Origin of the sequence: Enterococcus sp. DIV0682 (genome assembly GCF_051712685.1) — a bacterium.
GTDB lineage: Bacteria > Bacillota > Bacilli > Lactobacillales > Enterococcaceae > Enterococcus > Enterococcus faecalis.
Map to the genome: position 1 here is coordinate 2,588,844 of NZ_JBIOPK010000001.1, position 23,479 is coordinate 2,612,322.

The window sequence follows — 23,479 nt, forward strand, 5'->3', positions numbered from 1 at the left end:
GCTCCCTTTATATTTGCTATGATTTTTTCTTATAAACAGGTCGTCGATTCTCGATTTCCATTAAAAACTGTAAATAATTTTCGTAACGACTCGTCGCAATGGTTCCCGCTTCCACTTGGCGTTTCACTTCACAACCAGGTTCTTTGTGGTGCATACATTCACGAAACTTACAGTGAGAGGCCGCGGCAACAAATTCAGGAAATTGCTTTGGTAATTCCACTGCTTCCATCTCCAAGAAATCGATGGCACTAAATCCTGGTGTATCAGCAACCAAACCGTCGTATAACGGAATCAACTCCACGTGACGGGTCGTATGTTTGCCCCGTCCTAAAGATTGGGAAATTTCCGCAGTTGCTAGTTGTAATTCTGGTGAAATTTGATTCAACAATGTTGATTTTCCAGCGCCTGATTGTCCCATAAAAACAGTCAACCGTTCTGGGAAAAAGCGTTCTAATTCTTTGGTGGCTTCTACGTCTTCCGAAGCGATTACCGCATAACCTAACGCTTCATAAATCTGTTTAATTTCAGTGACTTCTTGACGTTGCGGCTCATCTAATAGATCAACTTTCGTTAAATAAATAACTGGTTCTATATCCTTATACTCTAAGCTGACTAAGAAACGATCCAACAAATTAAACGAAAAATTTGGCGAAACCATACTCATGACAACCACACCTAGATCCACATTTGCAACAGGCGGGCGCACTAATTCATTTCGTCTTGGTAAAATTTCCAACACATAACCATCTGTTAAATTATCGCTTTCAAAAAGTACTTCATCTCCCACGAGTGGCGTAATTTTTCGATTACGAAAATTCCCTCGCGCTCTTGTTTGATATGTTTCTCCATCTGCGTATACATAATAAAAACCGCTTAACGCTTTTCTGATTTGACCTTTCAGATAAACCACTCCTAACTACTTTCGAATATACAGGATAGTGGCAGAGAAATCAAGGGAGCCTCTCGATTCTATTAATTAAAAAGAGCCTAGGACATAAGTCGAAATGACTTACCTTCCTAGACTTAAATCTTAAGATAAACGGCGGGACAGGAGCAGCTTCTTCAGAAATAAGCCGAAATTCCTCGAAAGACGAAAAGCATCTTTCGGAAATTTCTTCTTATTTCTTGAAGCTAAACACTCCTGTCCCAACCTCTTGTCTTAATTACTCGTACTACTTTCACTAGTGGTGCTTTTTGAATCATTTGCTTTTGAATAATAAACCGTAACAGCGTCGCCTTTTTTGACTTTGCTGCCAGCGGATGGGCTAGTTCGTTCAACGACTTGGCCATCGCCAGAGCCAGATAATCCTTGTTCATTGATTTTAAGGCCAGCGTTATTGATGCTGTCTTCTGCAGCTTTTGGCGAATAACCTGAAATATCGGGAACAGTTACTGAGTCGCTGCCTTTGCTGACATGTAAAGTAATCGTGTCATTTTTCGGATCAACAGCGGTACCAGAAGCTGGTTCTTGACTAATCACGGTATCTTTTTCAACTTTGTCGCTTTCTTCGTCCACTCGTTTTATTTGAGATTCTGGGATACCTAAAGCAATTAAGCGACTTACCGCATTATCATAAGAAATTCCGCTATAATCAGAAAGTGTCACTTTGTCGCTACCTTTACTTACATATAATGTCACTTGACCATTTTTAGGTACTACGGTGCCCCCTGGTGCGGGGTCTTGCGTAATGACTAAACCTGGTTCTACCGTATCGCTTGCTTGGTCGACACGCGTAATTTGAGATTCAGAAATACCTAATTGTGCCAGTGCATTTACTGCATTTGTGTAAGAATAACCGGCGTAACTAGGCAAAGTAACCGCTTCTGGTCCTTCACTGACCGTTAAAGTGACGTTGTCTTTTTTCGGATCAACTTTTTTACCTGCAGCTGGTTTTTGTTTAATAATGTTATCTGTAGACACAGAATCACTGTATTCTTTTTTCGTTGTAATTTGGTCTTCTGAAAACCCTAGTTTTTTCAAGGCTTCGACAGCAGATTCATACGATTCCTTTGTATAATCGGCCATCTCAATTTTTTCTGTTCCAGAGCTGATATATAAAGTAACAGATCGGCCTTTTTTCACAGATGATTTTGCTTCGGGGTCTGTTTTGACCACCTTGCCTTCTTCAATCTTATCGTCGGGAATTTTTTTGGTTTCACTATCGACTTTCAGCCCGGCACTTTGTAGCGCTTGTGAAGCGGCCGCTTTCGTTTCATTTGTAACATCAGGAACTTCAACGTCTTTACCGCCCGACATTGCAAAGGCTAAGCCACCTATTGCTAAAGCAATTAATGCCGCAATTGCTAAGCCAATCCACAATTTTTTGCGGTTTTTCTTCGGTGGTTGTTCAGCTAAAATGTCATCTGCGATATCTTCTGGAACTTCGACAGGCGTTGTCTCTTCCGGTTCAGCGATGTCTTCGGGAATCGGAGTTAATACTTTCGTTTCTCCTAATAAAGCCGTTGGTTCCCACGCAGGTTCGTTTAAACGACTGGCTGACAAGGACGTGTATAAGTCTTCTGCCATCTCATTCGCTGTTTTGTAGCGATCGCTTGGGTCTTTTGCGGTTGCGTGACGAACCACATTTTCCAATGATTGAGGAATCCCTGGATCAAACATTTTGACAGAAGGAATTTCTTCTTGAAAATGTTTTAAGGCAATCGTTACGGCTGATTCACCATCAAACGGTACATTCCCCGTTAACATTTCATAGAGAATAATTCCCACAGCGTAAATATCTGATTGGTTAGTCGCCATGCTTCCGCGCGCTTGTTCTGGCGATAAGTAATGCACCGAACCTAACATTGTGTTCGTTTGCGTAATTGACGTTTCTGACAAAGCAATCGCAATCCCAAAGTCAGTAATTTTGACTGTGCCGTGTTCGTCAATCAGAATGTTTTGCGGTTTTAAATCCCGGTGAATAATTCTATGTTCATGTGCCATTGCGACAGCAGATAAAATTTGTTGCGTAATGTCCACAACTGTGGAATAAGGAATTGGGAAATGCGTTTGGATGTAACGTTTTAAGTCCATTCCTTTCACATATTCCATGACTAAATATTGTAGTCCATCTTCTTCGCCTACATCGTACACACTGACGATATTCGGGTGAACCAGCTCAGTTGCGGCTAGTGCTTCACGCTGAAAACGTCGGATGGCGGCTTGATCGTTTTGGAAGTCAAAGCGCAAGACTTTTACTGCAACGTCTCGGTCTAAAATTAAATCGTGTGCTAAATAGACGTTGGCCATGCCGCCGCTTCCGATGCTGCCAATAATGTGATATCGACCATTCAGCTTCTTGCCGATTTCTATCATTGGTTTTCCTCCTTCTGTTCGTCAAAGTGTATCACTAACACGGTAATGTTATCTAAACCACCCGCTTCATTTGCTTGGGCAACGAGTTGGCTTAATTTGGATTCTAAGGGATCTGACGTCTCTAAAATTTCTAAAATTTTTGTCTCAGGAACCATATTGGTTAAGCCGTCCGAACATAACAGTAAATAGTCATTAGGCAGCCATTCATGATTGGTTACATCGACTTCGACAGTGCCAGGCATTCCCAAAGAACGTGTTAGGACATTTTTTCGTGGATGATTTGCAGCCATCTCACGAGTAATCTCCCCTGATTTTACTAGTTCATTCACTAAAGAATGATCTTCTGTTAATTGTAACATGTGTTGGTCACGAACTAAATAAGCACGACTATCCCCCACATTTGCTAAGACAAATGAATCCGGTAAAAGAATGGCACCAACCACGGTTGTCCCCATTCCTAAATACTCTGGTTTCGATTGTCCGCGTTCATAAATTTTTTCATTTTCCTTTTGAATTGCTTGAATTAACCACTGTGCAGATTTTTCAGCTGAGTCGACAGACGCATTGGACCAACTCTCACCTAAATTATTGACTGCCATTTGGCTAGCGACATCACCTGCTTGGTGACCACCCATGCCATCTGCTAAAACAGCAAAGGTTATGTGTTGTTGGTTCTCAAAAACGTTGGCATAATCTTGGTTCGTATTTCTTTTGCGACCGACATCTGATTGAACGTTGATTTCCAAATTATTTCACCTCATTTGAACTAACTTTCCGCATACAGCAAATAAAGAAGCCATCTGTCATGTATTGATGGGGATACAGAACCAGTTCTTGCTCTTTTACTACTGCTTGGACATTTTCATTTGCAACAATTTCAATTTTTTCAAATTCAGGGTGTTTGGCTAAAAAGGCTGCCACTACTTCCTGATTTTCTTCTGGCGTAATAGTACAAGTGCTATAGACCATTATACCCCATTGTTTTAGTGTTGGGGCAACACTTTCTAAGATTTCTAACTGAATTTTAGGTAAATTTTGAAAATCATTGGCCGTTTTATGGTATTTAATGTCTGGTTTACGGCGCATTAGCCCTAAGCCTGAACATGGTGCATCAACTAAAATCCGATCAAAGGTTTCTGCGGGAAATTCTTCGGCCACTTGTCGCGCATCAAGCTTTTCTGCTTGGACGACATCCGCCACATGGAGGCGTTGCGCATTTTCATTAATTAGCTTAATTTTGTGCGCATGAATATCTAAAGAGGTCACACGACCACCTGCTTCAGCCTCTAAAAAAGTTGCGATATGAGTCGTTTTGCCACCAGGAGCCGCACAAGCATCCAAGACACGATGATGCGGTTCAATTTGCATCGCTGGAGCCACGAGCATAGAGCTTTCATCTTGAATGGTTAAACAACCGTTAATAAACAGTTCACTGCCAGCTAAGTAGCCTTTTTCAGCGACAACACCATAAGGGGAAAGTTGACTTTCCTTCGCGGCAATCCCTGTTTCTTGTAATTCTTCCAGCGCTTCTTCTCGTGAAATAAATCGTGTGTTTACTCGGCCACTCGCATGACTTTTTTCAAATAATGACAAACCTAACTGCCGTGTTTCTTCTTCGCCTAATTGGGCAAGTAATTTTTCTGTTAACCAACGTGGCATGCTAATTTCCGTTGCTAAACGATCAACTGGATCGCTAATTGCGGCCAAACTAGGTGCTCCATTTCGTTGGAACGCCCGCAGCACGCCATTCACGAATTTACCAATCCCAGGATTGCCACGACGTTTGCCAATTTCAACCGCTTCATTAATGACTGCATGATCAGGCACTTTATCTAAATAAAGTAATTGATATAACGATAAAATCAATAAATTTTTCACCCAATTATCGACTTTTTGCGGTTTCTTAACAAATGGTGTTAAGTAGTATTCCAACAATAATTTGCGACTAATTGTGCCGTAGACAAGTTCTGTAAACAAGCGGCCATCTTTCTCGCTTAGTTCTGATTTTGTCATCATTTCATTAAGTAAAAGATTGGAGTACGCCCCACCTTTATCCACACGTTCGATGGTTTCTAAAGCAACGTATCGAACAGAACGTTTTAATTTCTTGGGGATTTTTTCAGCCATTTTTGTTAGTCCACCTTATCTTTTTCTGCGACATTTTGACCAACGCCATTTAAAAATTCTTGAATCGTTAATTGACCTTTACCTGCTGGTTGCAGGCGATCAATTTGAAGAACTGTCCCTTCGCCACAAGCAATCCATAGCGCTTTTTTACTACGTTGGATAATCGTTCCTGGGGCGCTGGTTGTTGTTTCAGTCAGTGGTGTCACTGCCCAAATTTTCCAGTTGGTCCCTTGATAGGTTGTGAACGCTGTTGGCCAAGGACGCATACCACGCACTTGGTTATCAATTGCCTCAGCAGTTTTTTGCCAGTCAATTCGTTCTTGTTCCCGGGTAATATTTGGTGAAAAAGTAGCCTCTTCTTCCACTTGTGGAATAGGCGTGATTTCGCCAGCAATTAGCTTAGGTAACGTCTCTAATAAAAGTTCTTTTCCTAGAATGCTTAATTTTTCAAACATGGTGCCTACATCGTCTTGTTTCGTAATCGGAATTGCACGTTGCGCTAAAATCGCCCCAGCATCCATTTTTTTCACCATTTCCATAATCGTGACGCCTGTTTCTTTTTCTCCTTCAATAATCGAGTAATGTACAGGTGCGCCGCCACGAAATTTTGGTAAAAGTGAGGCATGGACATTAATCGCACCTAGTTTAGGCGCTTTTAAAATTTTCTCTGGTAAAAATTGTCCAAAGGCTGCTGTCACAATTAAATCTGGTGCTAAGTCAATCACTTTTTCCATTTCAGGAGAACCTGAAATTTTCTCTGGTTGTAAGACTAATAAGTTATGTTTTAAAGCTGCTTCTTTGACAGGCGTTGGGGTAATCACTTTTTTTCGGCCAACTGGTCGATCTGGTTGCGTGACAACCGCTTGAACGTCATAGCCTGCCTCGATTAAACTTTCTAAAATCGGAACAGAAAAGGCTGGTGTGCCCATAAATACAATTTTAGTCATCAAAATGTTCCTCCATATACGCTTCTAAATCTTCTGGTGCAATTTTCTCAATCATTTTGTCGATAAATAACTCGCCGTTCAAATGATCAATTTCGTGTTGAAAAGCTCGAGCTAAATAGCCGTAAGCCGTAACTTCCATTTCTTCACCTTCACGGTCAAAATAACGGACAGTCACTTCATCTGCTCGTTCAACGGTTCCATATGTTTCTGGAATACTTAAACAGCCTTCCACATCAATACTGGTTCCCTTTTTTTCAATAATCACTGGATTAATTAGTTCAAAACGACCAGATTCTTCATCGATTTCAATCACTGCCATTTGCAAATTTTTACCAATTTGCGGGGCTGCTAAGCCAATCCCATCATGGGCCAGCATTGTTTCATACATATCCTCTAGTAACTGCACAATTTCATCGGTAATAATCGTCACAGGTTGAGCCTTCATTTTTAAGTGTTCGTTCGGGTGAATCACAACTGGATAGCGCATAAGTGCTCCTTTCAAAGCTGTATTTTTTAAATAAAATTCATGGGTTCTGCATCAATGGAAAGCTTTAAGCCACGAGCCGTTGCTCGTTGTGTATCGGTTAAAATTTCTTTCAATAATGGTTGAAGCATTGGTTCTTGTTTATACTTGATAATCACTTGATAAAAGTATCGATTATTGACACGCATAATTGCGTTAGGCGTTGGTCCCAACAAAATAGCTTGCGGCGATAAGCCTTGTTTTAATTTCGTCGCGATTTGAAACATTTGTTTCGCTGCTTCATTTTCTTCAGGATGGCTAGCCGTAATTTGGACCGTAAAATAGTACGGTGGATAATCCCCACGATGACGGATATACATTTCTTTTGTATAAAAATCTTCATAATCTTGGGCTTTTGCCAATTGTATCGCATAATGCTCTGGGTTAAAAGATTGAATGATGACTTCCCCCGGTTTTTCAGCTCGACCAGCTCGACCGCTGACCTGTGTCAATAACTGGAAGGTCCGTTCACTGGAACGAAAATCGGGTAAATTCAAGGCGGTATCAGCATTTAAGACACCGACTAACGTCACATTTGGAAAGTCCAGTCCTTTGGCAATCATTTGTGTGCCTAATAAGATATCCGCTTGTCCTTCACCAAATGTTCGCAAAATCTTTTCATGCGCACCTTTGCGTCGGGTCGTATCAACATCCATTCGGAGAATACGACTGTCTGGTAACAACGTTTGTAATTCTTCTTCTACTTTTTGTGTGCCTGTTCCGTAGTAGCGAATTTTATCTTGGCCACAGTTAGGACAGCGATAAGGAATCCGTTCTTCATGTCCACAATAATGACATTTCATTGTTTTACTATCCATATGCAAAGTCAAGGAAATATCACAATTCGGACACGGCAACACATAGCCACAATCGCGACACATCACAAATGACGAATAGCCACGGCGATTAAGTAGGAGAACACTTTGTTCGTTTTTCTCTAAGCGTTCTTGGAGTTTTTCTTGCAACGACATGGAAAAAGAAGAGACATTGCCATTTTCTACTTCTTGCCTCATATCCACTACATCAATCGTAGGCAAGGTTGCCGCTTGATTGGCACGCTGTGTTAATCGTAACCGCTGATAAACATTTTTTTGTGCGCGAGCGCGTGATTCCAAGGACGGCGTGGCACTACCTAAAACAACAGGGCAATGATGGTACTCCGAACGCCAAATCGCTAAATCTCTCGCGTGGTAGCGGGGGGTTTCTTCTTGTTTATAACTTGCCTCGTGTTCTTCATCAATAATGATCACACCAATGTTTTCGATTGGCGCAAAAATGGCAGAACGCGCGCCAACCACCACTTCCGCTTCTCCTCGTTCAATCTTCCGCCACTCATCGTATTTTTCACCTTGCGATAAGCCACTGTGCATTACAGCAACATGTTCGCCAAAGCGACTTTTAAAGCGTTGCACCATTTGCGGAGTTAAAGAAATTTCAGGGACAAGCATAATGGCTGTTTTGCCTTGGTTAAGAACTTCTGCAATGACCTGTAGATAAACTTCTGTTTTCCCACTTCCTGTAATACCTTCCAATAAGTAGGTTTGGCTTTGCTGTTCTTGGACCGATTGTAAGATTGTTTCCACAGCCACCTGTTGTTCTGCATTCAAAGATAACGCAGTCGTTTTTTCAAACGTCTGATTAGCAAACGGATCACGATACGCTTCTTTTTCAATGAACGTTAACCAGCCGTTTTTGGCCGCTTCATTTAAAAGCGCGGTACTGAAACCTAATTCTTTCATTTCCTTCACAGCGGTGACTTTTTCAGTGCCTAAGCGTTGTAAATAGTAAAGAAGTTGCTCTTTCTTCTTAGCTCCCTTGCGTAAACCCAAACGAATTTCCTCTAATTGTTCAAATTCCTTAGCGGCTTGAATGAAGCGGACCATTTTGACTTTATTTCTCGTCGTAACTTCGTAGCGAATATCGACTTTTTGCTGTTTACGCAACGCCATTAGTTGAGGCAAAAGCCCACGTTCTTGCGCTTGGTCCCACGAAATTTCCTCTAAACCATAAAATAACTGATCTTGTAATTCTTCAGAAAGCTCATCCGTTAAATAAATATATTTTTGGTAATCGGCACGCATTACGCTAGGCAACATGGTTTGCAAACAAGTGATTTTAAAAGCAAACGTTTTTTCCTTCATATAATCAGCTAAAGCCAACATTTCTGTATTTAAAACAGGTTTTAAATCCAACACCGCCACTAGTTCTTTCAACTGAACATTGGTTTCGTCAAGAACCGTTGCAGCCACTGGTTCAACGGCTAGAACAAACCCTTGAACATGCCGATTACCGTTACCAAAAGGCACTTCTACACGCATGCCGACAGCCAATTGCTCATTTAAATTTTCAGGAACTAAATAAGTGAATGGTTGATCGGTTTGCATCGTTGGTACATCCACAATAACTTTGGCTACTTTTTGCATGGTGCGTCCTCCTTTTTATGTAAATTCTCTTTGCCTATTGTACTAAAGATTGACTGATTTGTCTTGTGTGTCTCGTTGGCACCTTTCAGAATAAACGAAGAGAAAGCCTCTGAAATAGACAGACGGCTTTCTCCATTCGTTGACAATCATTCAATTAATTTTTTTCGTCACGTAAACGGTTTTCTAATTCTTTTTGTTCTTGTTCACGTTGGCGTTTGCGTTCTTCACGTTCAATGCGTAGACGTTCGCGTTTTTCTTCAGGATTTGGATCACTGATCACTGTTCCTGCTTCGATTTCTTCTAACGCACGACCCACACTTTTTACAGAATCAAAGGATTCAACGGTTGGTTGAACACCTTCATCTAATTCATGCGCACGTTTGCTTGCTAAAATAACCAAAGAATATTTTGAAGGGACTTCTTTTAACAATGAGTCAATTGACGGTTTTAACATCATAAGGCTACATCTCCTCTAACATTTTAATATATTTTCCAATTACACGGTCAACACGGAAGTGCTCACTCGCGATAATGTCTTTAATTCGTTGCACGGCTAAAGGAACTTCATCATTCACTACCGCATAATCATACAGCGCCATCATTTCGATTTCTTCTCTGGCCACAGCCATTCGTTCTTCAATCACAGACATTTCGTCTGTTCCGCGGCCAATAATTCTTGATTTTAATTCCGCTAAATCGGGAGGTGTCAAAAAGATAAATACGCCATCAGGCACTTTGGCTTTGACTTGTTTAGCCCCTTGGACTTCGATTTCTAAAAAGACGTCTTTGCCTTCATCTAGCGTCTGGTTAACATACGTTAATGGTGTCCCATAATAGTTACCAACATATTCCGCATATTCCAACATTTCTCCAGCTTCAATCATCGCTTCAAATTCTTCTCTTGAACGGAAATAGTAATCTACTCCATCCACTTCGCCTTCTCGCTGTTTCCGAGTGGTCATTGAGATTGAATATTGAAAATCATTTTCTTCACTGTCGAAAATAGCCTTTCTTACAGTCCCTTTCCCCACTCCTGAAGGACCTGACAATACGATTAATAACCCGCGCTCTGACATAACGACTTCCTTTCAAAACATAATTTCACAGTATTAGTTCTATTTTGCACTTTTTTTCTGCAATTTTCAAGACTTTCTTGGAGATTCACTGAAAAAATAACATTTCTTCTTTAATTTGGCTTTCATAACTTGTTCTTTTTTTAAACAAATTACCTAGAATTCCTATACAGGCAGCCATTTTTTAAGTAAAATGAAGTGATGACTCCTTTAGGATGAAAAAACGTGAATAAGAAAGGACTGAGAAACATCGCACGAATTAAACCATTTACATTGTTTCTGCTAGGCTTAGTTGTCAGTTGTGGGGCCTTTTTTGCCCAACCTACTGTGACTCACGCAGAAGAAGATATTACCGCAATTGCTAAAAAAATGGGAACGACCCTGAAAGCGGATGGCATTCCCAAAGCAGCCATCGTTGTTGATGCTGATTCTGGAGAAATTCTCTGGTCGCAGCAACCAGATTTAGCGTGGAATCCTGCCAGTATTGCCAAAGTGATGACCATGTACTTGGCCTTTGAAGCAATGGAGCAAGGAAAATTTACAATGGATACGACTGTGACTGCTACGCAAAAAGATGTCGATATTTCTAAAATATATGCCATTAGTAATAACAAAATTACGTTAGGTGTTGCTTATCCAGTCCGTGAACTGTTAAAAATGATTGCTGTCCCCTCTTCTAATGTGGCGACTCTCATGTTGGCAAACTTAATTTCAGGGAACCAGCCTACTGACTTTGTTCATTTAATGAATCAAAAAGCGGCTGAATTAGGGATGACAAATACTACCTATTACAACTGCAGTGGAGCGCAAGCAAGTGCCTTTAACGGCCTGTATCAAATGCAAGGAATTGACCCAAATGGCGATAACGTCTCTACAGCTAGAGATTTAGCTTCACTAACCTATCATTTTCTGAAAAATTATCCAGAAATTTTAGAAATCACCAATAAACCAGTGGTGAAAACAATGGTCGGCACGCCTTACGAGGAAACGTTTGAAGCGTACAATTATTCTTTACCAGGCGCTAAGTATGGTTATCAAGGCGTGGATGGTTTAAAAACAGGCTCTAGTCCAACAGGCGGCTTTAACTATATTGCGACTGTCAAACAAGGAGATTTCCGTTTAATTGAAGTCATTTTAGGCGTTGGTAATTGGCAAAACCAAGATGGTGAATACGAACGGCATGTGGCTGGTAATGCTTTGCTGGACTATGCCTATACGACATACGAACGCAAAAAACTTTTAGACAAAGGACCACAAACCATTGATCACAAAAAAGTCACTTTGGCTAACGATTTATACGGTGTCGTTCCCAAAGGCAGTCAGCCTACTTTTAAATTAGTAGCAGGGCAAGTGCAAGTCGACACGCCCTTGACATTGTTAAATAGTACTGTTCAAGCGCCAAAAGTGGCTTACCAAGAAGTTAAGCCAAAACAAACAACAGCGGAAGCTGCGGAAGAATCAAACGAACATTCTGGGGATACCACCGTTGCAGAACCGAATCATTTTATTCCTAAATCGATTGCCACAAGCGTTTTAGTCCTTTTCGGGCTGATTTTCTCAGTAATTACCCGTCAGCTTCAAAAACGTTTAGAACGTCAGAAAAAACACGGCAAAGAAAGCAGTAAAACTGCAGCCATGCGGACAATCTTTTTAAGTGCCGCAGTTCTTTCTTTCCTATGCGCCGTTGGCTTGTTTCTTTTATTCTAATTAAAAAAATACCACCAAGCGTGAAATGCTTGGTGGTATTTTTTATAAGCCCATATTAGAAAGCGTATTGACCACGTTCATCAATTCATCGCGACGACGAACTTGTTTGTCGACAGGGCCGTCAACTTCTTTCACGTCAATGCGAACAACAAAGTGACGATTCAAAGTAACAAACGTGTCTTCGTTAATTTGGATATTTAACTCTGTTTCAGAATAGCTTGCACAAGCATCTTGCCAGACGTCAAATGGTTCTCTGTCTGAAGCGACTTCTGTTTTTACCACAGAACGACCACTTAATTCTTGAAAGGTTACATCATAAAATTTAGTCATTGCTTTCACCTCTGTCATTTATTCGTTACTTCTATATTATAGCGTTTTCTGGAAAAACACGAAACCATTTTCTCTATTCGACATTTTGAATTTGTTCACGAATCTTTTCTAAGGTTGTTTTCATTTGAACGACACTATTTTTTATTTCAATTGGACTTGATTTCGAACCAATCGTATTGACTTCGCGGTTCATTTCTTGAATTAAGAAATCTAGTTCTCGGCCCACTGGTTCTGTTTCGTCAAGCAACTGATGCAACTTATCAATATGGATATTCAAACGATCCAATTCTTCATGAATATCGCCTTTTTCCAATAAAATGGCCATTTCTGTTAATAAGCGTGTTTCATCCACTTGGCTACCTAACCATTCGTTTAATTTCGCTTCAAAACGTTGACGGTATTCTTGTTCAAAAACGCCCACAAACGCTTGCAGCTCTTGAATTGATTGGGTCAACACTGCTACATAGTCAAGCAGGACTTGTTTAATTTGCGTTCCTTCTTGCACACGGCTTTGGTCAAGACTAGCGATGGCTGCTTCAAATGCTTGAACAAGAAATGGTTCAAATGTCTGATCAACAATTTCTGCTTCCACTATTTCGACAAAATCATTTTGCTTTAATAAATGGTTGACCGTGTCCCCTGCATCAAACGTTGCTTCCGGATAGTTTTCCTTTAAATGTTGATCTACCGAAGTTAATAATTGATCAATTAAGTCCCACTGCACGCGCACTTCTTTTTGATTGTTGCCGATTTTTTGGAGATTTACATAGACTTCCACACGCCCACGTTTTAACGTGCGTTTGATTACTTGCCGAATCACCAGTTCATAGGCATTCAGTTCCTTTGGCATACGCAACTGAATATCTAAAAACCGCTGGTTGACACTTTTGACTTCGATATCCAATTGATAATTTTCATTTTGAATGGTCTTTTTTCCAAATCCAGTCATACTTTTCATTGACAGGGTGCTCCTTTTACATGGATTTAATTGTTTTGCTTAATTCAGCAAATTCTTCGTTGGTTAAGGTGATGCCTTTACCCATTTTTTCGTGATCAGGGGCCCACTCACGCAAATCAAATTTTGGTGGACGACCATTCCAACTAATTAAATTCAATTCTTTACGCCAGCCACGAGCATTCTCAGATAACACAGCGACTTCTTCTAAAATTTCATATGAAAATTCTTCTTTCATAACATTCACTCCTTGTTAGTATTCCTTAGGTTATTGTACCATCTTTTCCTCGACACTTAAAATACACATCTCTTTTCTATCACCCTGTCTATATAAACATACGCAACTTTTTCAAAAAATCAGTAAAAAAAGCGGCGACTGCTCGTTTCAATCGTGTCAGTCACCGCTTCTCTGTCTATTCTTTTTCTGTATAAAGATCCACTACTTCAAAACTTTGGCAAACTAACAGCATATCGGGATAAAATTGTAGCTGATAGGGGGCCAGTTCTTCTTTAAAGAACCGCGCATGCTCTTCATACCAATAATCCAACGTCAAATCTCCTTCACCTTCCGCTTGCGCAAAAGATTCTGAGACCTTATTCATGGGCATAATTTCAACTTTGGTTGTTCGAATAATAGCCAGCGGTTGAGACTGACCATCTAAAATTATGTCGTATTGACCAGCTTTAGGGAGTTGTTCTTCTTCCATCTTATAAATATCTAAAGAAGAACATGTCGCTGTCTTACGACCAGAAACAACCAATTGACCCAAACGATTACCCATCTCAGAAGAGCCATCACCAAACATCCACACATCGGGCATCAACATATCTAATTCATGTTTATCTAAAAAGTTTTGCCAGAACACTTCTACATTTTTTAACATCCTTTGCTCTCCTTTTTATTTTTACTTCACGCAACCTTCTTTCACTAATTATACATAACTGATTGCTTTTCTCCTATACTATTTTTACAAAATGAAAACTAAAATAATGTCAGTAACATTGGGACAGAAAAAAAAGAGGACTAAGTAACAAAACTTAGCCCATCTTTTTATTTTGCTTGTCGTTCTTTGATTTTCGTGAGTAAAGATTGAACATGCTGGCGTGCCGAAGCTTCATCTTCTTGAAGCATCTTTTCCGATAAAATAAAGGAGCCGCCCACTGCTAATACTTCTTCTGCTTCCACATACTCTATAAAGTTTGTTTCATCAATCCCACCAGTTGGTAAAAATTGAACATCATAAAACGGGCCACTTAAACTTTTGATGGCTTTTAACCCGCCGTAAATATCGGCTGGGAAAAATTTAACCACTCGTAAGCCATACGCCAGCGCTCGCTGAATCTCCCCAGGCGTAGCTGTTCCTGGAAAAATAGGCACCTCATTTGCCAGACAAAAATCAATGACTTCTGGAACAATCGCTGGGGAAACAATGAACTGTGCACCGTTCGCTACTGCCTCTTGGGCTTCTTTCAAGGTTCTAACAGTTCCTGCGCCCACAATTAAATTCCCTGAAGCAGCAAGTTGTTTGATGGCAGGCAAGGCCAGCTGACTCCGAAAAGTGACTTCAATAAACGGTAATTCGTTTTCTACTAAGACTGATTCTACTTGTGGCAAATAGCGTAAATCTGTTGCAGTGTATAGTGGTAAAAGTTTACATGTCGCTAATTGTTGATACAGTTGATTTTTTTCAACTTTTGTTTCCATTCTGTCACTTCCTATTTTGTTTGGCTTTGGTTGCTTCGTACAGTCCTTGAATATAGGTCAACCCCATTGCTCGATCATATAAACCATAACCAGGCATCGCTTTTTCATCCCAAATTGCCCGCCCATGGTCAGGACGAATAACGCCTTCATACCCTACGTCTACCAGTGCTTGCATTAATTCCGCCATATCTAACGAACCAGCGACACTCGGATGCGCCGTTTCTTCAAAACGATGCTCGCCTAAATACTTCACATTGCGGAAATGAACAAAATTAATTCTGTGACCTATTTCACGAATCATAGTAGGCAAATCATTCGTCGGGTCCGCACCGAGGGAACCTGTACAAAATGTAATCCCATTTGCTGGTGAGTCCACCAAGGAAAGGATCCGTTTTAAATCCGCTAAATTTTTAGTGATTCTTGGCAAACCAAAAATTTCCCAAGGTGGATCATCGGGGTGAATCCCCATTTTGATATTTTCTTCTTCACAGACAGGAATCACACGTTCTAAAAAGTAGCGCAAATTTTCGACCAAATCTTCTTCCGTTACGCCGGCATACATGGCTTTCAATTCTTGAAATTGTTGCAAACGCTCCTCTTCCCAACCTGGTAACCGGAATCCTTTTGACTGACTGTGAATTAATTGATACATGTCTTCTGGCTGCATGTTCTCTACCACAGCTTGATCAAATAACAACGATAAGCTGCCATCTTCATTCTCATACGCCAAGTCCGTTTTAGCCCAACCAAAAATAGGCTTGAAACTATAGCACACTAAGGAAATTCCGCATTTCCCCAAGTTACGCAACGTCTGGCGATAATTATCAATATAGTGGTCTCGTTGATCCGTTCCCGCTTTAATGGCATCATGAATAGCGACACTTTCAATTCCTAAAAGTGCTAATCCTTCTTGTTCCACCGATTGTTTAAGTGCCTGAATTTCGGCTACTGTCCAAACATCACCTGGTAGTTTATTTAACAAGGTACCGACAACACCAGTAATTCCTGGAATCTGTCGAATATGTTTTAACGGAATGGCATCGCCTGCCGCTCCGTACCATCTAAATCCCCATTTCATTGCTTTCACCCTTTACTACATTCTTAAAAATCATCGTCCTCATCCTCTTCATCCTCAAAGGAAGTCATAGAAATATCCCATGCTTGCACACTTTCTTTGCCTTGCGCAACAATCGCTTGCGCCGCTTCAGCAATCGGTGTGCCCAATAATTGATGATTTATCGCTTCTAAGACCATTGGTAGGTTGGTACCACTCACCACAAAGATTTTCTTTTGTAGTGCTGGTTCGAGTTCGTTAATCACCAAAACTGCCTGATTGTAAGGACTCGCACTTAATAAGTCAACCATGACCAACACGCCATCCCCTTGTTGGACGTTCTCAATCGCTGTTTTAATTTGTCCGCCTAGTGCTTGGACATCGTCTCCACTATTTAGATTAACAGTTTCGATATTTTCGGTTGCGCCCATAATCACGGTAGCTGCGTCTTTCGCACCGTCACTTAGTGCACCGTGTGTAGCAATCACAATCCCTAACATAAAAGTTCCTCCTTCAATTCAGTGGCTTGAGTCATTACTTCAAACAGTCATGCAATGACTCAAGCGACTGGCCTTTTTATAAATTAAATTTGCCTAAAACCTCTTTTAAACTAGTTTTTGGTGCAGAAGGCGTTGCTTGGAAATAAATATCTTCTACGCCATACACCTCATGTAGTTCTTTTAATTTTTCAGCATCTTCTTTGTTTAAATAAACTGATTTGGTTACTAATAAATCTTTTTCTGGATTTTTCTGTGCAATACCGCCGATGTTTAACTCCTTCATAGGGACTCCGTGTTTTACTAAGTCATAAATTACAGAGACGGTTTTAGCGATTAAAATACAGTTGTACTCTTTGAATTGGTATTCATCCCAATAAAATTTAGCTTTTTCCGGCGTAATGACAATGGTTTTTTGTCCTGTCCGACTGCCTGCACTTTTGTATAAATCACGCATAAATTTATCCTTTGCCACCACTTCATCAACAACGAAAATGGAATTAACGCCACTTTTTTGGGACAAGGTCACCATCACTTGTCCATGAATTAATCGTTCATCTACTCTTGCTAAATTTACTACGCCCATTTGATTCACGTCCTTTTCTTTTTATAAAATACCGACTGTTGCTAAGACAATTAAGATACCTGTTAACCACAATAATGCTTGCGTAACTTTCAAGCCTTTTTTCGTATAGAACCAATACACGCCCATTACGACAGCTAGCGGCAAGAGTCCTGGGACAATCTGATCAAGGATATCTTGGACCACAAACTCACGGCCAGAAAGTTTAAATTGAAGGGTTGAAGAAACTTTGACATAATTACCAGCTAAAATTCCCATCATGAACAACCCTAAAACAGATAACATTTCAATGGCTTTTTGAATCCCCGCACTTTGCATTAAGCCTGTGGCATTCCGCCCCATTTTGAAGGATTGTCTCGCAAAGAACACACCTAACAGTACTTGATAAAGGGCAAACGCCACAAATGGGAAAATCGCACCTAATGCGCTACCTTGTTGCGCCCACGGCACCGCAATCGCAATAAAAATATATTGAACCGTGCCTGAGTCAATCGCATCACCAATCCCCGCTAACGCGCCCATCAATCCAGCTTTGGTGTTATACATTAAATCATCTTGCATCATGATTTCGCGGCCTTCATGTTCTTCTTTGGCCCGCTCTTGTTCCATGGAAGCCATCAGCCCAGTAATGACCCCGCCGCCCCAACTTAATTGCGTATTGAAAAACAGCAGTTGACGCATATAAGCGGCTTTTAATTGTTCATCGTCTTTATATAATTTCTTTAAAAGTGGCATCATTGCGTACAATAACGAAGGCGCCAAGTAACGTTCAAAGGAATGGGGAATTTCATTGGCAAAATGCCAACGGAGATAGGCTTTTGTAACATCTTTATTGGTAATTTCTTCTGGTGCTAAATTCGTTGTTTTCGGCACGACTTTTTCTGTTGTTTCCGTCATTTCAGTTCCTCCTTTTTCTTTTAAAACCCGTCATCGTAATCGTCATCATCATCAAAATCAGTGGTGGCACTGGCGGAACCAGCACTTTCTGCTACAGGTTTGCCTTTTTGGACTTGCACAAAAATTAACGCAATAATTACGCCAAAGATGGCATACGTTACCATGGTAATTTCCAATGACTTAAAGACGATACTCATGAAGTATGCAAGGAAAAAGAAAACCAAGAAATCTTTTCGACCAATGACATAGACCGTTGTCGCAATCCCAATTGCGGCTAAACCACCACCGACTACTTCTAACACGTGAATCACAACGGTTCCTTCTAATGCTTTAATAATATCGGCAATGACTGGTGCCCCTAAATAAAGAGCAAAAAAGACTAATGGAACGAATAAAATAAATGAGGCAATCGTTGGATACCAGATAATTGAGCGGGCAATTTTTTTTGAATTTAGTTCAGCCACCGCACGATCGGTATACTTCCCTAAAAACGTGTTAATAAAGAAACGGAATTGATATAAATAACTTCCTAAAAGACCGACAGGAACCGCTACGGCGATAGCGGCTTCCGGCTTCAAATTCCCTAGCAACGCAACTGGCACAGCAATCGCTGCCGCAATTGATGGTTCTGCTGGCATAGAGCCACCTGGTGAAAAAACACCCATGTAAATCATTTGTAATGCTGCGGTGACAATCATCGCTTTCGGGACATCGCCCATCACTAAACCTGCTACTAACCCTGTCATTAAGGGCGAGAAACGCAACGTTAACGTTGCTCCTCCTCCAAGCCATCTGGACATAATTGCTGCCACCCAAAGCGCCATTATCAAACTTTGTAAAACACTTAACGTTTCCATAGTTCCTCCTTCTTATCCTTGGTTTTGTATATACTTTTCTAGCTCTTCAATCCCTTGACGTAAACGTTCTTCCGAAATCTCAATAGGAATTAAATGAACCTTTTCTTTTGAATCAATAAATTGAACCATTGCATCGAGTACTGCTTCTTCTGGGTAAAGGCCCATTTGTCGTAACGACATGGGCAAGTTTAGCTCTTGATAAAAAGGGATTAATGCGTCTATGATGGCCCACCTTTTTTCCAATGCTAATTGATAGAAGATGCCGTAAGCTACTTTTTCGCCATGTAAATAGTCATGACTTTTTGGTAAAAATTTACTCATAGCATCATGCATGGCGTGTGCTGCTGCATTGCGGGCGTATTTGTCACCGAAGCCGCCGACTAATCCGGAAACGGCGAAAACAATTTCTGAAAGATGGACAAATTCAGGCGTGAGTTTGCCCTCGTCCATCGCTGCTAAGGCTGCTTTTGAGTCCCGCATAATCGCTTCTTGCGAAAGCTTGGCGGTCGCTCCCGCTAATTGTAAAAAGGGTTCCCCTTGCAAATGGGCTTGGCGTAAAATGGTCTCTGATTCATACCATTTCGCTAACGTATCAGCTAAACCAGCGACAAAATAATCACGGGGTGCATCAAGAAGCAACTTAGGATCGGTGATTAAAAACGCAGCTTGGCGAAAGAAATGTTCCGTTTTGCCTTCGGCCGCGCCATTTTCTTGATACATCACAGCTAACGGTGTCCACGGCGCACAGTTACTAGCCAAAGTGGGGACCAAGCCAAAATTCAGATTGTTTAAATGGGCGCTGTAGCCCACTAAATCGGCTAACTTACCGCCGCCGACTCCCAGAAGAAAGTCAATCTGGTGTTCCTTTATTTGCTGTGAAATTTGTTCGGCGCCAAAATAACTACATTCTCCTGTGTAAGTGTGATAGAAGAATTGATACTCTGAATCTGCCAAGAAGGGCAAAAATGGCTGAGCTTTTTCAAAGGATACGGTGCCATGCACCACCAAAATTCGTTGGGCGTGATATTCCTTGAAAAGTGACGGCACCGAAGCTAAGGCGCCTTCGTGGTAACGATAAAATTGCGGTCCAACTTTCACTTTTAAATCAGTTAACATGCTCCTCCTCCTTCTTAACTAACGTAACGACTGACTTCTTGCACTGCCCGTTGAGGTAAAATACCTTGCACCACGTCTTCCACATCTTGTACACATTTTTCTCCCATCGCTTGCAGGCATTCCCTGGTATAAGCGGAGGTGTGCGGCGTCATTACTACATTTTCAAACGCAAGATAAGGATGATTTTTCCGACCTGGTTCCTCTTCTAAAACATCTGTCCCAAGCCCAGCAATTTTGCCCGATTCTAAGCCGGCAATCATGGCTTCTTCATCAATCAAGGCGCCTCGTGCGCTATTGGAAAGATAGACGCCGTCTTTCATCTTGGCAATTTCCGCCGAGCCAATCATGTGATAACTTTCTTCAGTTAAATTGGCACATAAACAAATGATGTCTGCTGAAGCTAGCAACGTATCTAAGTCTACTTTTTTTGCTCCATAACTTTGCAGATAAGTGGCGGATTTATAGGGATCATACGCTAACACGTCACAGCGAAATCCGTTTCGTAACGTCTCAACGACACAACTTCCTGTGTTCCCAACACCAATGACACCCACAGTTTTGTTAAATAACGTCCGACCGACAAAATTCGCTCGTTTTTCCCATTGATCTGCTTTAACGCTGGCATCTGCAGCCACGGTTTGCCGTAAAACAGCTAGTAAATTTGTGACATTGTTTTCCGCCACGGCATCTCGTTCTACTAAAGCTGGTATGATGGAAACAATTGTGTCATGCTGTTTTGCAGCGTCTAAATCGATGTTGTTATACCCAATACCATGGCGAGAAATCAGCAATAATTCATCTTTATGTTCAAAAAATTCTTTCGTGAAAAATGGCGTCACGCTAGCAATAATAATCGTATATCCTTGTAAACATTCCGCTAACTCTTTGCCACCAATTTCACTGTCGACTGTAAAATGCTTCACGGTGCCTATTTTTTCTAAGCGCGTCAAGTGTTCAGGAAAAATTTGACCAAAACTACTGGAATTCACTATGGCAATTTTTTGTTTTTTTAACATGACTAAACTCCTTTACTGACTTTTTACGACTTCATGCCCGCCAAATCCTTGTCGCAAAGAAGCGACCACTTTGTTTGAAAAATGATTTGCTAGCATACTTTCATTTCGAGTAAATAAGGACAACGCTGTCGTTGGGACGGGCATCTCCAAACGTAATGCTTCTTCAATCATCCATTTGGCTTCGCCATTTGCTGCAACTTTCCCTTCTAGATTGGCTAACGTAGGATTTTCCGCAAAAACCTCTTTCGCTAAGCCCATCAAGCGAGCTTCAATAATCGAGCCGTGATTCCACACATCGGCTACTTTCTCCAACGCAAAATCATATTCGGCAGCTTCTAATAAATTGAATCCTTCGCCCATGGCTTGCATCATGACGTACTCAATCCCGTTATGCACCATTTTCAAATAGTGACCAGCTCCTGATTTCCCAGCATAAAGATACCCTTGTTCACAAGCTAAATCTTCAAAAAATGGGGTTAACACCTTGACAGCTTCAGGCGCACCGCCAACCATTAAACACGCTCCTTCCCGCGCTCCTTTGATGCCACCAGAAGTACCACAATCAATAAAATAAATTCCTTTTTCCTTAGCAAGCTGAGCATTCGCGACACTATCATGAAAATTTGAATTGCCACTATCCACAATGATATCCTCTGGTGCTAATTGCTCTACCAATTCTGCCACTAATTGATTGGTAATCTGACCAGCGGGGGTACTTAAAAAAATCACCTTCCTTTTATTAAGCGCTTTCAATAATTCTGACAACGAATCTACAACGGAAAGACCCTGTTCTCTAGCAGTCGCTCTTGCTTCCTTTGTCACATCAAAGCCAATAATGGGCCAGCCTTGTTCGTGAACATTTAATGCCATGTTCAAACCCATTTTCCCAAGTCCAATAAAGCCAATGTCCATTTTTCTTTCACCTGCCTCTTTTGATACTTCAATCATAAAGGATAAAAAAAATAATGTAAACGATTACACTAATTAAAAAATATTTTTTATTTTTTAGCAAAAATCTTGCCTACTCAAAAGGTAAAACGTTTTTATTTTTAAGGAGCTTTCATACAAAAAACACAAGTAAATCTCTTGGTATCACGTTCTTTTTACTGGCTACTTTCTTTAGTTGAGAGAAGTCTTTTCAAGACCCCTTCATTTTTCAGAAAAAAGATTATTTATTTTTTTTGGCTTTTTTTAAAGAATTTCTTTTTTGTGGAGAAAAAGAGAAATTGTATTTGTCCTCTTTTTCCACTATAATCAGTCTATACCAACAATGAAAAGGCATTCATTCTATTTTAAAAAATAAGATTGGAGGAACGTGTTAATGAAAAACCACTATTTGGATCAACGGATTCGGATCAAAAAACCGAATTTGAGCCTCACAGAAAAGAAAATTTCCGATTACTTTGTTCATTCTGAATCATTATTGACACAAATGACGTTAGAAAGTCTGGCCAACGAAATTGGCGTCTCCCAATCTTCCGTGTATCAATTTGTAAAAAAGATTGGCTATTCTGGGTTCCAAGAATTTAAAATTGATATCGCCAGGAATTCTAATTATCAGCCGACTTTTCAAAACGTCAATAGCGTGAATGGCGCCGATGATATTTCACCAGATGATGATAGTATTACGATTGCTAAAAAAGTCTTACAAGCCAATATTTATTCCCTCAGTAACGCCACACAGTTCTTAACAAAAGAGCTGTTAGATAACGTGTTGGCTTTGATGTACTCTGCCAAAACGCTTCACTTTTTTGGGCAAGGCGGCTCCTCGATTGTGGCTTTTGATAGTTTCCATAAATTCATTCGGACCAACTATCGATGCAACTACATTTTTGATTACCACATGCAGTTAAGTTTTGTCACAAAATTAACCAGTGAAGATTGCGTGTTTATTTTTTCCCATTCAGGCAAAACCAAAGAATCAATCAACCTAGCACGACAAGTTAAAAAAACCAACGCAAAAATGATTACGTTAACCGGTAACAGCGGTTCAGAGTTGGCAGGCTTGTCCGACGAAGCAATTATTGTCGTCACCGAAGAAGGCTTGTTTCGTGCGGAATCCTTGGCTTCACGGATTAGTTACTTAACGGTAATGGATATTTTATACACAAATACGATGTATCACAATTTTGATCAAAATGCCGATTCCTTGAAAAAAATCCGTGATAACATTAGCACGACTAAGACCGATCCGCATTATTTGTCGTAAAGATCTGAATGGTGCTTATTTTTGTAATATCGGTCCTCGCAAATTGGCTTTATACCGTGACTCTACATTTTATGAAGCAAGTGAACTATCATGGAGGTATTTCAAAAGCGACCAATTTTTTGGTCGCTTTTTATCTTGTGGGTA

Annotated in this window: 24 protein-coding genes; 2 read left to right on the plus strand and 22 right to left on the minus strand. The window is 40.6% G+C overall.

Features of this window, described 5'->3' with window-relative positions; genetic code table 11:
- Nucleotides 1-16: 16 nt before the first annotated feature.
- From rsgA to gmk, 9 genes are all read right to left on the minus strand, one after another.
- Nucleotides 17-910 (minus strand): ribosome small subunit-dependent GTPase A, encoded by an 894-nt coding sequence (gene rsgA, locus IGK96_RS12535; RefSeq protein ID WP_002359046.1) that lies wholly within the window; start codon nt 908-910, stop codon nt 17-19.
- 249 nt (nt 911-1,159) lie between these two features.
- On the minus strand, nt 1,160-3,316 hold the full coding sequence (ireK, locus tag IGK96_RS12540) for a serine/threonine protein kinase IreK (protein ID WP_010824012.1): 2,157 nt from the start codon (nt 3,314-3,316) through the stop codon (nt 1,160-1,162).
- Nucleotides 3,313-4,062: a Stp1/IreP family PP2C-type Ser/Thr phosphatase gene (locus IGK96_RS12545; RefSeq protein ID WP_002354922.1), complete on the minus strand. Its 750-nt coding sequence runs from the start codon at nt 4,060-4,062 to the stop codon at nt 3,313-3,315. The genes ireK and IGK96_RS12545 overlap by 4 nt, the downstream gene beginning before the upstream one ends.
- A 1-nt stretch (nt 4,063) precedes the next feature.
- On the minus strand, nt 4,064-5,443 hold the full coding sequence (gene rsmB, locus IGK96_RS12550; RefSeq protein WP_002354921.1) for a 16S rRNA (cytosine(967)-C(5))-methyltransferase RsmB: 1,380 nt from the start codon (nt 5,441-5,443) through the stop codon (nt 4,064-4,066).
- Between the two features lie 5 nt (nt 5,444-5,448).
- Complete coding sequence (fmt, locus tag IGK96_RS12555; RefSeq protein ID WP_010776177.1) at nt 5,449-6,390, minus strand: methionyl-tRNA formyltransferase; 942 nt, start codon at nt 6,388-6,390, stop codon at nt 5,449-5,451.
- The gene (gene def / locus IGK96_RS12560) at nt 6,383-6,877 is read right to left on the minus strand and encodes a peptide deformylase (RefSeq protein WP_002371656.1); all 495 of its coding nucleotides are present in this window, start codon (nt 6,875-6,877) and stop codon (nt 6,383-6,385) included. The genes fmt and def overlap by 8 nt, the downstream gene beginning before the upstream one ends.
- Nucleotides 6,878-6,903: 26 nt before the next feature.
- Nucleotides 6,904-9,336, minus strand: a complete 2,433-nt coding sequence (priA, locus tag IGK96_RS12565; protein WP_010713714.1) for a primosomal protein N' — start codon at nt 9,334-9,336, stop codon at nt 6,904-6,906.
- Between the two features lie 154 nt (nt 9,337-9,490).
- A complete protein-coding gene (gene rpoZ, locus IGK96_RS12570; protein WP_002354916.1) occupies nt 9,491-9,793 on the minus strand; it encodes a DNA-directed RNA polymerase subunit omega in 303 nt (100 codons plus the stop codon).
- A 4-nt stretch (nt 9,794-9,797) separates the two neighbouring features.
- Nucleotides 9,798-10,412, minus strand: a complete 615-nt coding sequence (gene gmk / locus IGK96_RS12575; RefSeq protein ID WP_113821077.1) for a guanylate kinase — start codon at nt 10,410-10,412, stop codon at nt 9,798-9,800.
- Between the two features lie 222 nt (nt 10,413-10,634).
- Between gmk and IGK96_RS12580 the strand changes: the two genes are divergently transcribed.
- Entirely contained in the window at nt 10,635-12,116 is a 1,482-nt protein-coding gene (locus tag IGK96_RS12580; protein WP_002389422.1) for a DUF1958 domain-containing protein, read from the plus strand.
- Between the two features lie 42 nt (nt 12,117-12,158).
- Here the strand turns inward: IGK96_RS12580 and IGK96_RS12585 are convergent, their stop codons facing one another.
- The 13 genes from IGK96_RS12585 to gnd form a co-directional block, all read right to left on the minus strand.
- The gene (locus IGK96_RS12585; protein WP_002383233.1) at nt 12,159-12,464 is read right to left on the minus strand and encodes a hypothetical protein; all 306 of its coding nucleotides are present in this window, start codon (nt 12,462-12,464) and stop codon (nt 12,159-12,161) included.
- Nucleotides 12,465-12,519: 55 nt separating this feature from the next.
- Nucleotides 12,520-13,404, minus strand: a complete 885-nt coding sequence (locus tag IGK96_RS12590) for a YicC/YloC family endoribonuclease (RefSeq protein WP_010821916.1) — start codon at nt 13,402-13,404, stop codon at nt 12,520-12,522.
- 16 nt (nt 13,405-13,420) lie between these two features.
- The gene (locus IGK96_RS12595) at nt 13,421-13,639 is read right to left on the minus strand and encodes a YdbC family protein (RefSeq protein WP_002381076.1); all 219 of its coding nucleotides are present in this window, start codon (nt 13,637-13,639) and stop codon (nt 13,421-13,423) included.
- A 175-nt stretch (nt 13,640-13,814) separates the two neighbouring features.
- Complete coding sequence (locus tag IGK96_RS12600; RefSeq protein ID WP_002354908.1) at nt 13,815-14,285, minus strand: ASCH domain-containing protein; 471 nt, start codon at nt 14,283-14,285, stop codon at nt 13,815-13,817.
- 167 nt (nt 14,286-14,452) lie between these two features.
- Nucleotides 14,453-15,106: a bifunctional 4-hydroxy-2-oxoglutarate aldolase/2-dehydro-3-deoxy-phosphogluconate aldolase gene (locus IGK96_RS12605; RefSeq protein WP_002359031.1), complete on the minus strand. Its 654-nt coding sequence runs from the start codon at nt 15,104-15,106 to the stop codon at nt 14,453-14,455.
- A gap of 4 nt (nt 15,107-15,110) precedes the next feature.
- Nucleotides 15,111-16,184 (minus strand): mannonate dehydratase, encoded by a 1,074-nt coding sequence (gene uxuA, locus IGK96_RS12610; RefSeq protein ID WP_002388613.1) that lies wholly within the window; start codon nt 16,182-16,184, stop codon nt 15,111-15,113.
- Nucleotides 16,185-16,207: 23 nt separating this feature from the next.
- A complete protein-coding gene (locus IGK96_RS12615) occupies nt 16,208-16,660 on the minus strand; it encodes a PTS sugar transporter subunit IIA (RefSeq protein WP_002354905.1) in 453 nt (150 codons plus the stop codon).
- Nucleotides 16,661-16,736: 76 nt separating this feature from the next.
- On the minus strand, nt 16,737-17,243 hold the full coding sequence (locus IGK96_RS12620) for a PTS system mannose/fructose/N-acetylgalactosamine-transporter subunit IIB (RefSeq protein WP_002354904.1): 507 nt from the start codon (nt 17,241-17,243) through the stop codon (nt 16,737-16,739).
- Nucleotides 17,244-17,264: 21 nt separating this feature from the next.
- On the minus strand, nt 17,265-18,137 hold the full coding sequence (locus IGK96_RS12625) for a PTS system mannose/fructose/sorbose family transporter subunit IID (protein ID WP_002354903.1): 873 nt from the start codon (nt 18,135-18,137) through the stop codon (nt 17,265-17,267).
- A gap of 20 nt (nt 18,138-18,157) precedes the next feature.
- A complete protein-coding gene (locus IGK96_RS12630; protein ID WP_002354902.1) occupies nt 18,158-18,994 on the minus strand; it encodes a PTS mannose/fructose/sorbose/N-acetylgalactosamine transporter subunit IIC in 837 nt (278 codons plus the stop codon).
- A gap of 12 nt (nt 18,995-19,006) precedes the next feature.
- Entirely contained in the window at nt 19,007-20,110 is a 1,104-nt protein-coding gene (locus tag IGK96_RS12635; RefSeq protein WP_002401114.1) for an iron-containing alcohol dehydrogenase family protein, read from the minus strand.
- Nucleotides 20,111-20,124: 14 nt separating this feature from the next.
- Nucleotides 20,125-21,126, minus strand: a complete 1,002-nt coding sequence (locus IGK96_RS12640; protein ID WP_033600541.1) for a D-isomer specific 2-hydroxyacid dehydrogenase family protein — start codon at nt 21,124-21,126, stop codon at nt 20,125-20,127.
- A 12-nt stretch (nt 21,127-21,138) separates the two neighbouring features.
- Complete coding sequence (gene gnd, locus IGK96_RS12645; RefSeq protein WP_002378821.1) at nt 21,139-22,074, minus strand: phosphogluconate dehydrogenase (NAD(+)-dependent, decarboxylating); 936 nt, start codon at nt 22,072-22,074, stop codon at nt 21,139-21,141.
- 373 nt (nt 22,075-22,447) lie between these two features.
- Between gnd and IGK96_RS12650 the strand changes: the two genes are divergently transcribed.
- Nucleotides 22,448-23,335 (plus strand): MurR/RpiR family transcriptional regulator, encoded by an 888-nt coding sequence (locus tag IGK96_RS12650; RefSeq protein WP_002383224.1) that lies wholly within the window; start codon nt 22,448-22,450, stop codon nt 23,333-23,335.
- Nucleotides 23,336-23,479 lie beyond the last annotated feature (144 nt).

Excerpts from the sequence above, each read along its gene's own strand:
- gmk (WP_113821077.1), bottom strand. The coding sequence starts at position 10,412 with ATGTCAGAGCGCGGGTTATTAATCGTATTGTCAGGTCCTTCAGGAGTG.
- IGK96_RS12640 (WP_033600541.1), bottom strand. The coding sequence starts at position 21,126 with ATGTTAAAAAAACAAAAAATTGCCATAGTGAATTCCAGTAGTTTTGGT.
- IGK96_RS12590 (WP_010821916.1), bottom strand. The coding sequence starts at position 13,404 with ATGAAAAGTATGACTGGATTTGGAAAAAAGACCATTCAAAATGAAAAT.
- def (WP_002371656.1), bottom strand. The coding sequence starts at position 6,877 with ATGCGCTATCCAGTTGTGATTCACCCGAACGAACACTTAAAAATGAAG.
- gnd (WP_002378821.1), bottom strand. The coding sequence starts at position 22,074 with ATGATTGAAGTATCAAAAGAGGCAGGTGAAAGAAAAATGGACATTGGC.
- IGK96_RS12630 (WP_002354902.1), bottom strand. The coding sequence starts at position 18,994 with ATGGAAACGTTAAGTGTTTTACAAAGTTTGATAATGGCGCTTTGGGTG.
- IGK96_RS12600 (WP_002354908.1), bottom strand. The coding sequence starts at position 14,285 with ATGTTAAAAAATGTAGAAGTGTTCTGGCAAAACTTTTTAGATAAACAT.
- IGK96_RS12585 (WP_002383233.1), bottom strand. The coding sequence starts at position 12,464 with ATGACAGAGGTGAAAGCAATGACTAAATTTTATGATGTAACCTTTCAA.
- IGK96_RS12595 (WP_002381076.1), bottom strand. The coding sequence starts at position 13,639 with ATGAAAGAAGAATTTTCATATGAAATTTTAGAAGAAGTCGCTGTGTTA.
- IGK96_RS12650 (WP_002383224.1), top strand. The coding sequence starts at position 22,448 with ATGAAAAACCACTATTTGGATCAACGGATTCGGATCAAAAAACCGAAT.
- uxuA (WP_002388613.1), bottom strand. The coding sequence starts at position 16,184 with ATGAAATGGGGATTTAGATGGTACGGAGCGGCAGGCGATGCCATTCCG.
- ireK (WP_010824012.1), bottom strand. The coding sequence starts at position 3,316 with ATGATAGAAATCGGCAAGAAGCTGAATGGTCGATATCACATTATTGGC.
- IGK96_RS12615 (WP_002354905.1), bottom strand. The coding sequence starts at position 16,660 with ATGTTAGGGATTGTGATTGCTACACACGGTGCACTAAGTGACGGTGCG.
- IGK96_RS12620 (WP_002354904.1), bottom strand. The coding sequence starts at position 17,243 with ATGGGCGTAGTAAATTTAGCAAGAGTAGATGAACGATTAATTCATGGA.
- IGK96_RS12635 (WP_002401114.1), bottom strand. The coding sequence starts at position 20,110 with ATGTTAACTGATTTAAAAGTGAAAGTTGGACCGCAATTTTATCGTTAC.
- fmt (WP_010776177.1), bottom strand. The coding sequence starts at position 6,390 with ATGACTAAAATTGTATTTATGGGCACACCAGCCTTTTCTGTTCCGATT.
- IGK96_RS12625 (WP_002354903.1), bottom strand. The coding sequence starts at position 18,137 with ATGACGGAAACAACAGAAAAAGTCGTGCCGAAAACAACGAATTTAGCA.
- priA (WP_010713714.1), bottom strand. The coding sequence starts at position 9,336 with ATGCAAAAAGTAGCCAAAGTTATTGTGGATGTACCAACGATGCAAACC.
- rsmB (WP_002354921.1), bottom strand. The coding sequence starts at position 5,443 with ATGGCTGAAAAAATCCCCAAGAAATTAAAACGTTCTGTTCGATACGTT.
- rpoZ (WP_002354916.1), bottom strand. The coding sequence starts at position 9,793 with ATGATGTTAAAACCGTCAATTGACTCATTGTTAAAAGAAGTCCCTTCA.
- IGK96_RS12605 (WP_002359031.1), bottom strand. The coding sequence starts at position 15,106 with ATGGAAACAAAAGTTGAAAAAAATCAACTGTATCAACAATTAGCGACA.